The organism is Alkalibacillus sp. S2W (assembly GCF_046764385.1).
GTDB lineage: Bacteria > Bacillota > Bacilli > Bacillales > Alkalibacillaceae > Alkalibacillus > Alkalibacillus almallahensis.
In genome coordinates, this window is sequence record NZ_CP177234.1 from 1,760,313 (window position 1) to 1,776,043 (window position 15,731).

Annotated in this window: 13 protein-coding genes, 1 other RNA gene and 1 other annotated feature; of the genes, 1 reads left to right on the top strand and 13 read right to left on the bottom strand. The window is 38.5% G+C overall.

Going from position 1 to position 15,731, the window contains the following annotated elements; genetic code table 11:
* Nucleotides 1-5 precede the first annotated feature (5 nt).
* From ACKXGF_RS09515 to ACKXGF_RS09555, 9 genes are all read right to left on the bottom strand, one after another.
* Nucleotides 6-269 carry an IreB family regulatory phosphoprotein gene (locus tag ACKXGF_RS09515; RefSeq protein WP_167261009.1) on the bottom strand — a complete coding sequence of 88 codons (264 nt, stop codon included), beginning with the start codon at nt 267-269 and terminating at the stop codon, nt 6-8.
* Nucleotides 270-315: 46 nt separating this feature from the next.
* The gene (gene alaS, locus ACKXGF_RS09520) at nt 316-2,958 is read right to left on the bottom strand and encodes an alanine--tRNA ligase (protein ID WP_411953517.1); all 2,643 of its coding nucleotides are present in this window, start codon (nt 2,956-2,958) and stop codon (nt 316-318) included.
* A gap of 377 nt (nt 2,959-3,335) precedes the next feature.
* Complete coding sequence (locus tag ACKXGF_RS09525) at nt 3,336-3,479, bottom strand: hypothetical protein (RefSeq protein WP_411953518.1); 144 nt, start codon at nt 3,477-3,479, stop codon at nt 3,336-3,338.
* Nucleotides 3,480-3,543: 64 nt separating this feature from the next.
* Nucleotides 3,544-5,856 (bottom strand): ATP-dependent RecD-like DNA helicase, encoded by a 2,313-nt coding sequence (locus tag ACKXGF_RS09530; protein WP_411953519.1) that lies wholly within the window; start codon nt 5,854-5,856, stop codon nt 3,544-3,546.
* Nucleotides 5,857-5,870: 14 nt separating this feature from the next.
* Nucleotides 5,871-6,539, bottom strand: a complete 669-nt coding sequence (locus tag ACKXGF_RS09535; protein WP_167261001.1) for a tetratricopeptide repeat protein — start codon at nt 6,537-6,539, stop codon at nt 5,871-5,873.
* 74 nt (nt 6,540-6,613) lie between these two features.
* Nucleotides 6,614-7,726 (bottom strand): tRNA 2-thiouridine(34) synthase MnmA, encoded by a 1,113-nt coding sequence (gene mnmA, locus ACKXGF_RS09540; protein WP_411953520.1) that lies wholly within the window; start codon nt 7,724-7,726, stop codon nt 6,614-6,616.
* Complete coding sequence (locus ACKXGF_RS09545) at nt 7,727-8,878, bottom strand: cysteine desulfurase family protein (protein WP_411953521.1); 1,152 nt, start codon at nt 8,876-8,878, stop codon at nt 7,727-7,729. It lies immediately after the preceding gene.
* A 21-nt stretch (nt 8,879-8,899) separates the two neighbouring features.
* Nucleotides 8,900-9,319 carry a cysteine metabolism transcriptional regulator CymR gene (gene cymR, locus ACKXGF_RS09550; RefSeq protein ID WP_167260995.1) on the bottom strand — a complete coding sequence of 140 codons (420 nt, stop codon included), beginning with the start codon at nt 9,317-9,319 and terminating at the stop codon, nt 8,900-8,902.
* 121 nt (nt 9,320-9,440) lie between these two features.
* Nucleotides 9,441-10,739: a replication-associated recombination protein A gene (locus ACKXGF_RS09555; protein WP_411953522.1), complete on the bottom strand. Its 1,299-nt coding sequence runs from the start codon at nt 10,737-10,739 to the stop codon at nt 9,441-9,443.
* Nucleotides 10,740-10,906: 167 nt separating this feature from the next.
* Here ACKXGF_RS09555 and ACKXGF_RS09560 point away from each other — a divergent pair, with 167 nt between their 5' ends.
* Entirely contained in the window at nt 10,907-11,545 is a 639-nt protein-coding gene (locus ACKXGF_RS09560) for an RsfA family transcriptional regulator (RefSeq protein ID WP_411953523.1), read from the top strand.
* Between the two features lie 49 nt (nt 11,546-11,594).
* On the opposite strand, the gene ssrS is transcribed toward ACKXGF_RS09560, so the two are convergent.
* The 4 genes from ssrS to dtd all read right to left on the bottom strand — a co-directional run bounded on the left by ssrS (nt 11,595) and on the right by dtd (nt 15,728).
* A non-coding RNA gene (gene ssrS / locus ACKXGF_RS09565) (6S RNA) lies at nt 11,595-11,778 on the bottom strand.
* A 91-nt stretch (nt 11,779-11,869) separates the two neighbouring features.
* Complete coding sequence (aspS, locus tag ACKXGF_RS09570; protein ID WP_411953524.1) at nt 11,870-13,651, bottom strand: aspartate--tRNA ligase; 1,782 nt, start codon at nt 13,649-13,651, stop codon at nt 11,870-11,872.
* Nucleotides 13,652-13,662: 11 nt separating this feature from the next.
* Complete coding sequence (gene hisS, locus ACKXGF_RS09575) at nt 13,663-14,931, bottom strand: histidine--tRNA ligase (RefSeq protein WP_411953525.1); 1,269 nt, start codon at nt 14,929-14,931, stop codon at nt 13,663-13,665.
* A 70-nt stretch (nt 14,932-15,001) separates the two neighbouring features.
* Nucleotides 15,002-15,231: a binding site (T-box leader), on the bottom strand.
* A 53-nt stretch (nt 15,232-15,284) separates the two neighbouring features.
* Entirely contained in the window at nt 15,285-15,728 is a 444-nt protein-coding gene (dtd, locus tag ACKXGF_RS09580) for a D-aminoacyl-tRNA deacylase (RefSeq protein ID WP_411953526.1), read from the bottom strand.
* Nucleotides 15,729-15,731 lie beyond the last annotated feature (3 nt).

Below are 15,731 nucleotides of genomic sequence, written 5' to 3' on the forward strand. Positions count from 1 at the left end.
TGTCCTCATGAGTCTTTCGTTGTTTTCAAGTAATTCTTGACCACTTCTTCAATAATCTCATCACGTTCTAATTGAGACATTAAATTACGTGCGTCATTATGACGAGGGATATAAGCCGGATCACCTGACAATAAGTAGCCTACAATCTGATTGATCGGATTATAACCTTTCTCTTCTAATGACTCATAAACTTGGTGCAGTGTTTCATTCACCTGGTTAGCTTGAGAATCATCAGAAAACTGGTACTTCATAGTATGATCGTTTGACATTTACAATCCCCCTCGTATGACTTTATCTTCATTATATACCGAAATGCTATGAAGATAAAACCGTTTTGACATAATCTTTAGCAGCAGCGAGTGCTTGTTCAATTTTTTCAGGTTGTTTACCACCGGCTTGTGCCATATCTGGGCGACCTCCACCGCCGCCACCACACTGGGTTGCCGCTTCTTTAATTACATGACCCGCATGGAAGCCACGATCAATTAAATCTTGCGAAACACCTGATGCTAATTGAACTTTGCCCTCGTTTTCCATTGCTAACAAAATAATGCCAGAATTAAGCTGCTGTTTCAAATCATCCACCATATTTCGAAGAGCATTCATGTCACTAACGTCTACTTTTTGGGCAAGTAGAGGCACATCATCAATATATTCGATTTGCTCTAAAATATTAGCTGACTCCACGTTAGCAAGCTTTTGAGTTAATGATTCATTTTCACGTTGTAAATCTTTTAATTCTTGATAAAGACCGTCGATTCGTTGCGGAACTTGCTCTGATTTCGTCTTTAATTTTGATGCAGCATCATTTAATAATTGTTCACGTTCTTCATAATACTCATACGCACCTTTAGCAGTACATGCTTCGATACGACGAGTTCCTGCTCCAATTCCTGTTTCTTGAGTAATCTTGAACAATCCAATTTCAGCGGTATTATTAACATGGCAACCACCGCAAAGTTCAATGCTGTAATCATCAACAAACACAACTCGAACCTCTTCGCCATACTTCGCATCAAACAGAGCCATCGCACCCATTGACTTCGCTTCTTCTAATGTATGGTGTGAAATTTGTACTTGGATTGATTCCCACACCTTTTCATTAACGATTTGCTCGATCCGCTGAAGCTCGTCATCAGTTACGGCATTGAAATGGGAAAAATCAAATCGTAAACGATCAGGAGCAACAAGTGAACCTGCCTGACTAACATGATCACCTAAAACATCTTTTAAAGCTTGATGCAGGAGATGTGTAGCCGTATGGTTTTTAACAATTTGTTTGCGCTCATATGCATTAACCTCTGCTTTCACAGCTTGATCTAAGGTTAAAGAACCGTCGACGACTTCGATTTGATGTAAATTCTGACCGTTAGGCCCTTTTTGAACGTCTTTTACTTTCGCAGAACCTGTTTCAGATTGAATACGACCTTTATCTGCGATTTGTCCACCGCTTTCTGCATAAAACGGCGTTTCAGTCAGGACGACTGTCGCTAAATCACCAGCTTGTAATTCTGTTGCTTCAGCTTGATCTTTTACCAAAGCTGTTAATGTCGTTGTTGTTGATAAATGATCATATCCAATAAAATGACTTGGGACATGAATTTGTTGTAAGACTTCATCTTGGACTTGCATAGAATCAACTTTTTGACGTGCTTGACGCGCACGCTCACGTTGTTTCGTCATTTCTTTCTCGAATCCTGCTTCATCAATTGTAAAACCTTCAGCTTGAACATACTCTTCTGTTAATTCTTTCGGGAAGCCATACGTATCATATAAAGTGAATACTTCTTCTCCCGGGAAGATCGTACTTTGTTTCGCTTTTTCTGTTTGCATCACTTTTTCTAAGATCGCCAGTCCATCTTGCAACGTCTCATGAAAACGTTCTTCTTCCTTTTTCATGACTTCTTGAATAAAATCCTTTTTATTATAAACTTCAGGATAGAAGTCATACATAATGTGTGCGACCTGATCAACTAACTGATACATAAACGGTTCATTCAAGTTTAGATCTTTGGAAAAACGAATCGCACGTCTTAATAAACGTCTTAGAACATAGCCACGCCCTTCATTCGAAGGTAATGCACCGTCACCAATTGCAAAAGCGACGGTACGAACGTGATCAGCAATAACTTTAAAAGCTACATCTTGGCGATTATGCGTGCCATAGGTCACGCCTGATAATTGCTCCGTTCTCTCAATTATCGGTTTAAATAGATCTGTTTCAAAGTTTGTTCTCGTATCTTGAATCACAGATACAATACGTTCTAATCCCATTCCAGTATCAATATTTTTCTTCGGAAGTGGTGTGTAAGTATGATCTGGATTATGATTAAACTGCGAAAACACTAAGTTCCAAATTTCTAAATAACGCTCGTTTTCACCACCCGGATAAAGCTCAGGGTCTTCTGGGTCATGACCATAATCTTCGCCTCGGTCATAGAAGATTTCAGTATTCGGTCCACTAGGGCCTTCCCCAATATCCCAGAAATTCTCTTCAATACGAATAATCCGTTCAACTGGGATTCCCACTTTAGTCTTCCAGATTTCGTAAGCTTCTTCGTCTTCAGGATGAACAGTTACTGATAAGCGCTCAGGATCAAAACCAATCCATTGATCACTTGTCAAAAACTCCCAGGCCCATTCAATAGCTTTTTCTTTAAAATAATCACCAATTGAAAAGTTGCCAAGCATTTCGAAAAATGTGTGGTGACGCGCAGTGAATCCTACATTTTCAATATCATTAGTACGAATTGATTTTTGCGCATTTACAATCCGTGGATTCTCTGGAATGATCCGACCGTCAAAATATTTTTTTAACGTCGCAACTCCACTGTTGATCCATAATAGTGTCGGATCTTCTTGTGGAACAAGAGAACGACTTGGTTCAACGCCATGACCTTTTTCTTTGAAAAAATCTAAAAACATTTGTCTCACTTCATGTGATTGTAGTCGTTGCACGCTTACTCCTCCTTCGGTTTATGTACAGTCTAACCAATGACAGAAAAAACCGTCCCTACATATAACATGTAGGGACGGTTTTTCCGCGGTACCACCCTAATTATAGGCGACTAAGTGCCTATCCACTTTAATGACACAATAACGCTGTGCAAACGTCGGGGGTTAACCGCTCTCCAGAATAGCTTCAGTGACCCTTCACTTAGCGTTTCTTCCAGCTTATGAAACACTTCTCTGTAAGTGGCCTGTCACCTATTCGTTCCTTCATTGATTTACGTCTAATTTATGATTACCTGACGTAATTATAGTGAAACCGAATACTCATGTCAACTTATAACTTATGTAGCCTAGCCACCACAGTGGTGGTGACTAGACATCTCTTAGCGAAAGCGTTTCAATAGCTTTCGACTCGATTTTCGAAGCTGCTTCATCGTTTTATTTCGACGAAAAAATCGATTGTTACGCATAGCATAAACGACTGCAGCACCGAGAACACCAGTCGACATGACACGACCCACTGTCATCACCAACCTTATGATTAGAAGCTGTTCTATACCGAAGGGTACGAACATTTTTAGTGTTCAACAATTACATAAAATCATAAGGCGAAAAATCTTCCTTTTCATCAACTTCCAAATGATCTAAATGTGTAGCATCTGTAGAAACAGGCTCAGTCGTCTTACCGTGAAAAGCATGAATTCTTTCAACTAATGTCGTCTGACGTTTAAAGGCATCACCTTTTTGTAGACCTTCTAAGAAGATATCGTAGTGTCCACAAATAATTAGTGATGATTTACCACGTGTCACAGCGGTATAAATTAAGTTCTTCACAAGCATTCGTTTAAACGATCGAACGATGGGTAAAATAACAATCGGAAATTCACTGCCTTGTGATTTATGAATTGAGATGGCATAGGCCAACATGATTTGATTAAAATCTTGCCGCGTGTAAGATGCTTCTAATCCTTCAAAATCAATAATTAGCTCGTCTTTTTTTGACTCTGCTTCTTTCGCATATTTAACGGCAATAATTTCTCCTATATCCCCATTAAAGACATCTTTTTCAGGCTGATTAACTAACTGAATGACTTTATCGCCCGTGCGAAAGATCGATTGAAAATGTTCAATCTCCCGCTTCTTCTCCATTTTAGGATTAAAAATATGTTGCAAGGACTGATTTAATTCATGAATCCCCACTTTTGTCCGATACATAGGGGCCAACACTTGAATATCGCGCATCGTATAACCTTTATCCAATGCCTTTGTTACAATTTGTTCAATCGTATCAATTGCATGGTCACTGGATGTATCAATGAAGTTGAAATCTGCCTTTTTGCCTACTGCTTGTTCAGGTAATTGATCATGTTTAATATCATGGGCTAATTTAACAATATAAGAGTCATTTTTTTGACGATAGATCTCTTGTAATCGACAAACAGGAACTGCTTCAGATGTAAGCAAATCAGCTAAGACTTGTCCTGGACCGACTGAAGGCAATTGGTCTTCATCACCAACAAAAATCACTTTCATGTCTGTCGGAACTGCTTTAAGCAATCGATTGGCTAACCAAATGTCCACCATCGAAAATTCATCAACAATAATCATCTTGCCACTCAACTGATTTGAACCATTGAATTCAAATTCTTCTTCACCAGACCAGCCAAGTAAACTGTGTATCGTCTTCGCTTTAAGTCCTGTTGATTCTGTTAGACGCTTAGCAGCTCGTCCTGTTGGGGCTGCTAGAATGAAATCACTTTGTCGCTTCGGTTTGTTTTTCTGAAATAAAGTTTCGTAGCAATGGAGGATTCCTTTAACAACGGTCGTTTTCCCTGTACCAGGACCACCTGTTAATAACATGACTTTATGATCTAAGGCTTTTTTGACTGCTTCATATTGTTCTTCGCCGTAAGCAATGCCTTCCTGTTCTTCAATCTCGCCGATTGTTGCTAACAGTTCACTTTCATCATACGAAACCTCTTCTTCCGTTTCCAGTAATCGAGTTAACTGTGAAGCAACACCTTCTTCAGCAAAATACAGTTGAGGCAAATACAACCGCTGATTTTCTAATACAACTAAGCTTTCTTCGACTAAATGATTAAGATGATCTAATAATGATTCTGCATCTTCTATTACCTGACCTTGGAATAACAACTGGTTAAGACGATCAATTAAAGGAGCCAATTCCGTATAGACATGTCCATTTGACGCTTCTTCATCCAAAACATGAAGAATACCAGCTTGTACTCGTGTCGGATGTTCATCTATAATGCCTAGGGATTTTGCAATTTCATCAGCGCGCTGAAAACCGAAACCATCTACGTGAAAAACGAAGTCGTAAGGATTATCTTGAAGTTGTTGAATTGTTCTTTCTGCATAAGCTTCATACAATTTCCGAGCTAATTGCAAACCAACACCGTATTTAGCTAACTCTACGGTGACCTGTTCAAAGCCTTGATGTAATCTTAGATCAGCAATAAACTGCTTCTTAGTTTCACTTTTTAATCCAATGACTTCATCGAGTTTTGATTCATCACGTAATATGTCATCGACTGCATTCATGCCTAATGTATCGACTATTTTCTTTGCTGTTTTCTGACCAATTCCATAAAATAAATCGCTTGATAAGTACTTAACTAAACTGTCTTCAGTTTTCGGTAATTCTTTTTCGTATGTAAAAACACTTAATTGCTCACCGAATTTAGGATGTGTTTGCATCTGACCGTAAAAAATATAGTCATTTCCATGCGTCAATGCAGGGAAATGACCTTTAACCACTAATTCTTGCTCATCCAATTCTAAATCCGTATCCGCAACAGAAATAGACGCAATTGAAAATTGCGTCTGTTGATTTTGGAAAATCATTTGATTCAGCTGTCCTTTGACAAAGTATTGTTCAGCCATATCAAGTATCTCCCTTAAGAATCGTCCTGTTTTAATAACTCTTCAACTTGCTTTTTACCATTGCTTGCTAACACATGCTCAGGTTGAATGGCCAACGCCTGATCAAATTGTTTTAACGCTTCTTCAGGCTTCTCACGATATAATAGACAAACAGCTTTGTTATAATGGGCGTCACTATGGTCATTTGTTAATGACAAGACATGATCCATTTGCTTTTCAGCATCGTCAATCATATTCGCATACGCTAAAGTTAAGCCATATTGAAATTGAATGTCGACATCTTCATGATTCAATTCACTCGCTCGTTGCAAATAAGGAAGAGCAAGCTTAGGTTGTTCTTGATTTAACAAGGACATGCCAAGCATAAAATAAACATCCTCATCCGCTAACCCCTGCTTCATCGCTTCCTGAAATTGTTCTGTTGCCTCAGCATATTGTTCTTGTTCATAAAATAAGCTGCCTAATCCGTAATGGGCTGCTGGAATCTCTTTTTCTAACTCCAATGCTTTACGATAAAAACGCTCTGCTGATTCAAATTCTTGCAAATGAACAAGTAAGTTAGCGAAATTAATGAAACCGACTGGGTCCTCAGGGTTAGCTTCAATATAATCGTTAAACGCTTGGGCCGCTTCTTCAAATTGGTGATTTTGCATGAATTCTATGCCTTTTTGTAATTCACTCATAAATAAATCCCTTTCTTCTAATTACATGCATTAAAAGTGCCATCATTCGTTTGATGACACTTCCTATAATTTAATTAAGCTAAATGCGCCAATGCTTCATCATGACGATAAGCTTCTTCAATCGTACCTCCACCAAGACAAACGTCTCCGTCATAAAATACAACCGCTTGTCCAGGCGTAATTGCACGTTCTGCTTGATCAAATTTCACATGAACGGTTCCGTCTTCATTAGGATAAACTTTCACTGGACTATCTTGCTGACGATAACGGAACTTCGCTGTACATGAAAAAGGTTGTGATAAATCTTGTTCTGCTAACCAATTAACCTCAACAGCTAATAAAGCATCTGAATATAGAGCATCATGATGGAAGCCTTGACCGACGTAAAGAACATTATCTTTAAGGTTTTTACCAACAACAAACCATGGATCACCTGCGCCACCAATGCCTAAACCTTGACGTTGACCAATGGTGTAATACATTAAACCGTCGTGTTGACCTTTAACCTCACCAGATAAAGTTTGCATTTCACCAGGTTGAGCTGGTAAATATTCGCTTAGAAATTCTTTAAAATTCCGTTCACCAATAAAGCAAATGCCCGTGCTGTCTTTTTTCGTTGCTGTAGCTAGATCGTTTTCTTTCGCAATATCGCGTACTTCTTGTTTCGTTAGTTCACCTAATGGGAACATAATTTTCGGTAAGATATCTTGTGAAATTTGATTTAAGAAATACGTTTGGTCTTTGTTATTGTCAATTCCACGTAACATTTCAACTTGTCCGTCACGTTCACGCACGCGAGCGTAATGACCAGTTGCTAAATAATCAGCACCAAGACCGATTGCGTGATCAAGAAAGGCTTTGAATTTGATCTCTTTATTACACATCACATCAGGGTTAGGTGTTCGACCTGATTGATATTCGTCTAAGAAATATTGAAAGACTTTGTCCCAATATTTTGATTCGAAATTGACTGAGTAGTATGGGATATCTAATTGGTGACACACGTGTGCGACATCTTCATAATCTTCTGTTGCCGTACAAACACCAAACTCATCGGTGTCATCCCAATTTTTCATAAAAATTCCCACTACATCATATCCTTGTTGCTTTAAAAGAAGTGCTGTCACAGAGGAGTCAACACCTCCAGACATTCCGACCACGACTCGTGTATTTGCGTTATCTGACATTTATGTCACCACCTTCTTTAACCGATCAATAATCGGCTTAATTTTTTCAGCTACAATAGCCATTTCTTCTTCCGTATTATGAACCCCGAAACTAAAACGAATCGAATTGGTTAAGCGCGGATCCTCTTCCCCGTACATGGCTTTTAGTACATGGGATGGATCAATAGAACCAGCTGTACAAGCAGAACCTGAAGAGACAGCCACTCCTGCTAAATCCAAGTTCGTTAAAAACATCTCAACTTCTGTATTAGGAAAACTTATATTGATAATATTAGGCACGCGATCGTTTAAATCGCCATTTAAAGTAAAGGTTATACCTTGTTCTTCTAATTCCGTTAACAAACGGTTTTGTAAAGCTTCATAATGATGGTAGCGTCCTTCTCGTTCTCTTTCTAACACTTGTATAGCCTCATCAAATCCAGCAATAGCTAAAGTGTTTTCCGTACCAGATCGCCACTTTCTCTCTTGCTCTCCACCATGTAATTGTTGTTGTAAATGAAGATCTTCCTTCTTATACAGGAACCCAACTCCTTTAGGTCCGTAAATCTTATGGCTTGAGGCAGTTAATAAATCAACGCCTAGAGTTTGAATATCCATTTTATAAACACCAAAGGATTGAACAGCATCTGTATGAAAGATCGCTTGATGATCTTCTAATAAATTACCAATTTCTTGGATAGGCTGAGTAACGCCTATTTCATTATTCACAGACATAATCGTTACTAAAATCGTATCGTCACGTAACGCAGCTTTTACATCTTCAACCTTAACTTTGCCTAATTCATCGACAGGTAAATAAGTGACGTCAAAGCCGTCCTTTTCTAATTGTTCACATGGATGAAGAACAGCATGATGCTCAATAGCTGTTGTTATAATGTGTTTACCTTGAGTCTGGTAAGCATAAGCTGAACCAAAAATAGCTAGATTATTAGCCTCTGTTCCTCCACTAGTAAAAACAATTGTCGAAAAAGGGGAGTTGATCGCTTTAGCTACTGTTGTTCGTGCTTGATCGACTATCTTACGGCCCTCACGACCAAATGCATGGATGCTAGATGGGTTCCCATATTGTTGATTCATCACAGCCATCATTCTCTCTTGCACTTCATCATGAATAGGAGTTGTTGCCGCATGATCTAAATAAATTGAAGCCAAAATCGTCACCTTCTTTGAGCCTTAAATATAAAACATATACTCTTCTTGATATAAATCTTGGTCATATTCTGCCAAGTCTTCAAGGGTTGTTTGTTCTAAAACGTCTTTAACTGCATCACGAATTCGTTTCCATAGCTCGCGTTTTGCGGGTTCTTCATCGTCCATTTCTTCAACAGGACGAATAGGACCTTCTAGTGTCCGAATAATATCTGCAGCCGTAATTTGTTTCGGTTCGCGCGTCAGTAAATAACCACCCTTAGCACCGCGAACGCTTTTCACTAATCGCTCATTTCTTAAAGGCGCAATTAATTGCTCTAAATAATGCTCTGATAATTCATAATCTGCCGCAATGGATTTTAATGGAATCGGTTTGTCGCCATAATTTTTGGCTAATGCGATCATAATAGTTAATCCATAACGACCTTTTGTTGAGATTTTCAAACAAAGCGCCCCCTATCTTTCATCCTTATCTAAATTTATTATAACACGGTCAATTGGGCTTGCCGATTAAGTCGTATAAAAACCACAGGATATTATAGCATGTTTTGAAGACTCAATGCATTTATTCTGATTGATTTTGTCGACCTTTTTCTTTTAGAGAATTTAATTTCTCGTAAGTTTGGGCTAATCGTTTTTCCTCTCCGATTTCTTTTGGTTTATAATATTTAGCATCCTTTAGTCGCTCCGGAAGATACTCTTGATAAACCCAAGAACCTTGATAGTTATGTGGATATTTATATTCTAGACCATGCCCTAAGTCTTGGGCGCCTTGGTAATGTGTATCTTTTAAATGATCTGGAATATCATCAGTGATTCCTTTTTGAACATGGGCGATTGCTTGGTCTAAAGCCTTATAAGCGGTATTAGATTTAGGTGATAAACATAATTCAACGGTTACAACAGATAAAGGAATTCTACCTTCAGGTAAGCCTAGTCTTTCTACTGATTGGATGGCTGGCAAAACACGGGCGGTTAAAGGCGGATTAGCTAATCCAATATCTTCATAAGCAATCACGAGCAAACGACGAGTGATTGCTTCTAAGTCGCCACCTTCTAATAATCTGGCTAAATAATGTAAAGCAGCATTCACATCACTTCCACGTATACTTTTTTGAAAACTCGACAAAAGGTTATAGTATATATCACCTTTCTTATCATGTGAGAAACCTTTATTTTTGATGCAATACGAAACCGTGTCATGGTGAACGATATACGTTCCATTTTCGTCTTGGTCTGATGCAAAAACAATATCCTCTAACAATGTTAAAGCTGTTCTTGCATCACCCGTCACAGAAGCAATCTGTTGTAATTGTTCATCTGAGATATTGATTGATAAATGACCCAGACCTTTCATGTCATCATTTAAGGCTTGATGAAGTAAAGTCATGATCGCATCTTGGTCTAATAATGATAGTTGTTTAATTTGACCACACCGTGATCGAATGGCATTGTTCACACTGTGATATGGATTCTCTGTCGTAGCTCCTACTAGGGTAATAACCCCTTCTTCCAATGCTTTCAATAAATAGTCTTGTTGACTCTTATTAAAACGATGAATCTCATCTATGAATAAAATAGCTCCGCCACTCATTTTTGCCTTCGCAATAATCTCTTCTATATCTTTCTTACTTGCAGTCGTTGCATTAATGGCATAAAAATCTTGATTAGTCGAACCAGCAATAGCAAAAGCTAAGGATGTTTTCCCTGTTCCTGGTTGACCATATAAGATCATGGAAGGCACATGATTTTGCTTAATCATTTTATAGAGCGGTGTGTGCTCTCCAATAACATCTTCTTGGCCGATGACATCTTCTATTTTTTCTGGTCGCATACGATACGCTAAAGGTTCTTGTACTAACATAGCATAACTCCTTTAATCTAGCTCTAATACTATTTTACATGATTAGGACATATTGTGACGAACATTCTTTCTCATCATGTATAAAGCGTTCATATTTTGTATATGATAGATATCGAAATCTATAATCAAGTTTTAATAATGATATAAACGAAAGGATCGATTCGACTATGGTGAAAGTACGTCAAGATGCTTGGTCACATGAGGATGATCTATTACTAGCCGAAACCGTTCTCAGACACATACGCGAAGGTAGTACACAATTAAATGCTTTTGAAGAAGTCGGGGATGCTTTAAATCGCACAGCGGCCGCTTGTGGGTTTCGTTGGAATGCAGAAGTGAGACAAAACTATGAAAAAGCAGTAGATTTAGCTAAGAGACAACGGAAAGAACGGAAGCGAGCTAAAAATCAAACTCAAACTCATTCAGAGAAACTTCCTGAACAAGGTGAAAGTTCCAAACTTCCAGTCACTGTTGAGTCACCATCTGTCCAAACGACAAGTGAGACAGTCAATGATTCTATGCTCGATGGAATTATTCAACAATTAGAGACATTAAAGACTCAAATGCGTGATCAAAGTGATATTGATATCATCAAAACTGATAATCAGCAATTGCGTGAAGAGAATGATCTACTGAAAGAAGAACTTCAATCTTTAAAAGCGCAGTACAATAGTCTACAAGAGGATTATCAGACATTTATTACAATCATGGATCGTGCTCGTAAAATGATGATTCTCGAAGAAGGACAAGAATCTCCAGCATTTCAAATGGAGAAAAACGGTAATTTGCAACAAATTGCTAAATAAAGAAAAGCGGTTATTTCCTGATTTGGAAATAACCGCTTTTCTTATATGTAACAATCCCAATTGTGCCGTCTCTCCATTTTGTTTTGAACCCGCTCAAGGCAGGTGGGTGTCTTGTTCCATGTTTGTTGTAAGTCCTCAAAAGGCATTTACGCACCATGGAAACGTCAGACTCCCATTTTATATAAGTGTTCGGTCAAAACGTATTAGGAGTAAGACGAACACATTAGGATTGCTTCATCTGATTTTGTATTTAAATCATAGCATGAACATCACTGTGTTTCAAGCTTAGAAATCGTCGTTTTTTGTAGTAATTTTTTCCGATTGTTACTCTGAAGGGTTTTCATTTTTTTTAGTTGTTTTTAAATAAAGTTCATCTAGTTGGCTTTCGTCTACTGCATCAGGCGCTTGCGTCAACAAGTCTGATGCAGAAGCTGTTTTCGGAAAGGCAATCGTATCACGTAAGTTTGTTTTTCCAGCTAAAAGCATCACTAAACGATCAAAGCCTAATGCAATACCACCATGAGGCGGTGCACCAAACTCTAAAGCTTCAAGTAAGAAACCAAATTGGTCTTGAGCTTCTTCATGAGTGAACCCTAATGCTTCAAACATTTTTTCTTGCATGTCTTTCTTATAAATACGTAATGAGCCTCCACCCAATTCGTATCCATTTAATACGATATCATAAGCACGCGCCTTCACATCTGCTGGATTATTTTGAAGCTCGCTTAGGTCATCAGTTTGAGGCATTGTAAACGGATGATGTGCTGCATGGTAGCGACCGTCATCTTCATCATATTCAAATAATGGCCAATCTGTGACCCATAAGAAATTATATTGGCTATCATCAATTAAGTCTAAGTCTTTAGCTAATTTTTGGCGTAAAGCACCTAAACTGTCGTAAACGACTTTAGCTTGGTCTGCAACAAATAATATTAAATCATTTGATTCACCATTTGTAGCGTTCAAGATTGCATTAGCATCTTCTTCTTCAAAGAATTTAGCAATTGGCCCAGTGAGTTGACCTTCATCCACTTTCATCCACGCTAAGCCTTTAGCTCCGTATATAGCGACAAATTCAGTCAACTGATCAATATCTTTACGAGAAAATTGATCGGCATAACCTTTAACATTAATTGCACTGACTTTACCGCCAGACTCTATTGCTTGTCTGAAGACTTTAAAGCCACTATCTTTCACAACTTCATTTAAATTAATTAGTTCTAAATCAAATCGTGTATCTGGCTTGTCCGAACCGTATCGCTCCATAGCTTCTTCGTAAGTCAAGCGTGGAAACGGTAAAGGTACATCTACTTCTTTAACATCTTTAACGACAGATGCCAACATTTCCTCAGTCATTTCCATGATTTCCTCTTGAGACATAAATGACGTTTCAATATCGACTTGGGTAAATTCTGGTTGTCTATCAGCACGTAAATCCTCATCACGGAAACAACGCGTAATCTGATAATACTTTTCAAATCCAGACACCATAATGAGCTGCTTAAAGATCTGAGGAGATTGTGGCAGTGCATAGAATTCCCCTGGATGAACTCGACTTGGCACTAAATAGTCACGTGCTCCTTCAGGCGTGCTTTTCGTTAGGATCGGTGTTTCCATTTCTAAAAAGTCTTGATTATTTAAATAATGACGTATGGCTTGAGCCGTCTGATGTCTTAGTTTCAACGTGTTTTGCATCGTTTCACGTCGTAAGTCAAGATAACGATATTTTAATCTTGTATCCTCATTCAGATCGTTGGCATCGTCCACTTTAATTGGCAACGCTTTTGAACTATTAACAAGCGTTACCTCATCAACAAGCACTTCAACTTCACCTGTAACCATATTAGGATTTACGGTTTGTTCATCACGACGCTTAACAGTCCCTTTAATTTCAACAACATATTCACTACGTAAGTTTTCTGCTGTTTCAAGTGCTTCTTGATTATGTTCAGGACTGAAAACAGTCTGAACAATACCAGAACGATCACGGAGATCAATAAAAATTAGGCCTCCTAGATCACGGCGTTTCTGTACCCAGCCTTTTAACAGTACAGATTCGTCAACCAGTGCAGTTGTTACCTGCCCACTATGTGTTCGTTTTTCCATGGTGTACCTCCTTACAATCCTTGCTCAATTTGGGCCTTGACTTCATCAATAGCGATCGTTTTCTGTTCGCCATCTTCTAATCGTTTAATATTAGCTACGCCTTGTTCTACTTCTGACTCACCAATAACTATTGCATAAGACGCTTGGTAACGGTCAGCCGCTTTAAATTGGGTTTTCATTTTCTTATCTAAATAGTCTTGATCGACAATGAATCCCGCTTTTCTTAATTGATAAACGAGTTTTGATCCTGCAAATTTGGCCTCATCGCCCATTGTAATCACATAACAATCCAGTTCGTCTTCGCTATCCAAATTAATACCTTCTGCTTCAAGAGCCATAATTAATCGCTCAATACTTAAAGCAAAACCGATACCGGAAATTTCCGGACCGCCAATATCTTGAATAAGCCCGTTGTAACGTCCGCCTCCAGATAAAGTTGTGATTGAACCAAAACCATCCGCTTCACTCATAATTTCAAATGCTGTATGTGTGTAATAATCCAAGCCACGCACTAATGCATCATCAACCACATAATCGATCCCCATCGCATCTAAATGCTTTTTGACGTCATTGAAATACTGTTGAGAATAATCATTTAAGTAATCCAAGATTGACGGAGCATTCTGCATAGAAGGGTGATCTTGATCCACTTTACAATCTAATAATCGAAGTGGATTTTGTTCTAAACGCATCTGACAATCTGAACATAATTCATCTTCGTGTGGTTTGAAATGATCAACCAATGCTTGTCTATGAGCTTCGCGACTCTCATGGTCACCTAAGCTGTTCAAGACGAGCTTTAGCGATTTTAAACCGAGATCTTGATAACAATCCATCGCAAAAGCAATGACTTCTGCGTCGATTGCTGGATCAGCACTCCCAATCGCCTCAATTCCAAATTGTGTGAATTGGCGTGTACGGCCTTGTTGTGGGCGTTCGTAACGGAACATCGGCCCTAAATAATATAATTTAGTCGGCTGTTCAGGATTCCCGTGCATTTTATTTTGAACATAAGAACGTGCGACTGACGCGGTCCCTTCTGGACGTAGTGTTAAACTACGGCCTCCGCGATCCGTAAACGTGTACATCTCTTTTTGAACAATATCCGTTGTATCACCAACACCACGTTGGAATAATTCGGTTCGTTCAAACATTGGTGTGCGAATTTCGTGATAATGATAGCGTTCAGATAATTGTTTTAATGTATCTTCAATGATTTGCCAAGTTTTCGTTTGTTCTGGAAGTAAGTCTTCCGTCCCTCTAGGAATATGGATGTTCATATAAAGCCCCTCCTTAAGTTTTCCTTAATACGCATTAAATATAAAAAACGTCCCTATCAAATGATTATTTGATAGGGACGAGGTTCACCCGTGTTGCCACCCTGATTAAAGCATATTGTCATATGCTTTCGCTTCGTTAACATAACGCTTAATTGCGATCGTACTTACTAGACATATGTAGTTCAGCACGACACCTCCAGAATGTCTTTCATGAAATGAACGGATAGGTTTATTTTCAGCCACGATAAACCTTCTCTGCAATCGTTCGGTTTCCACTACTTTTTCCTTCGTCGGTTTTACTTATTAAAATGTTTTTATTATCATATCCATATTTCATACGACTGTCAAGTTTATCATTCATTGGAGTCTATAATCAATGTTACTGGCCCGTCGTTTGTTAGGGAAACTTTCATATGTTCGCCGAAAGCTCCTGTTTCTACAGGCACTCCTAATGAACGAACTTTATCGTTAAATTGTTCATACAGCGTGTTTGCTTGTTCTGGTTTAGCTGCTTGCATAAAGCTTGGACGACGACCTTTCCTCGTATCACCGTAGAGAGTGAACTGCGAAATCGACAAAATCTTTCCGCTTACATCTTTTAATGATAAGTTCATTTTGCCCTCTTCGTCTTCAAAGATTCGCAAATTAGTCACTTTATCGGCGATATAATCAAGATCTTTTTCAGTATCTTCGTGTGTGACTCCAAGTAAAATCACTAATCCAAAATCAATTTCACCTGTAATGGTTTGATCAACTTCTACTTCACCATTAATTGTTCGTTGTACGACAGCTCTCATCTT

Bases quoted from the DNA above. Each gene is read 5' to 3' on its own strand.
- ACKXGF_RS09515 (WP_167261009.1), bottom strand. From the start codon at position 269: ATGTCAAACGATCATACTATGAAGTACCAGTTTTCTGATGATTCTCAA.
- ACKXGF_RS09525 (WP_411953518.1), bottom strand. From the start codon at position 3,479: ATGACAGTGGGTCGTGTCATGTCGACTGGTGTTCTCGGTGCTGCAGTC.
- ACKXGF_RS09530 (WP_411953519.1), bottom strand. From the start codon at position 5,856: ATGGCTGAACAATACTTTGTCAAAGGACAGCTGAATCAAATGATTTTC.
- ACKXGF_RS09535 (WP_167261001.1), bottom strand. From the start codon at position 6,539: ATGAGTGAATTACAAAAAGGCATAGAATTCATGCAAAATCACCAATTT.
- mnmA (WP_411953520.1), bottom strand. From the start codon at position 7,726: ATGTCAGATAACGCAAATACACGAGTCGTGGTCGGAATGTCTGGAGGT.
- ACKXGF_RS09555 (WP_411953522.1), bottom strand. From the start codon at position 10,739: ATGTTAGTACAAGAACCTTTAGCGTATCGTATGCGACCAGAAAAAATA.
- ACKXGF_RS09560 (WP_411953523.1), top strand. From the start codon at position 10,907: ATGGTGAAAGTACGTCAAGATGCTTGGTCACATGAGGATGATCTATTA.
- aspS (WP_411953524.1), bottom strand. From the start codon at position 13,651: ATGGAAAAACGAACACATAGTGGGCAGGTAACAACTGCACTGGTTGAC.
- hisS (WP_411953525.1), bottom strand. From the start codon at position 14,931: ATGAACATCCATATTCCTAGAGGGACGGAAGACTTACTTCCAGAACAA.
- dtd (WP_411953526.1), bottom strand. From the start codon at position 15,728: ATGAGAGCTGTCGTACAACGAACAATTAATGGTGAAGTAGAAGTTGAT.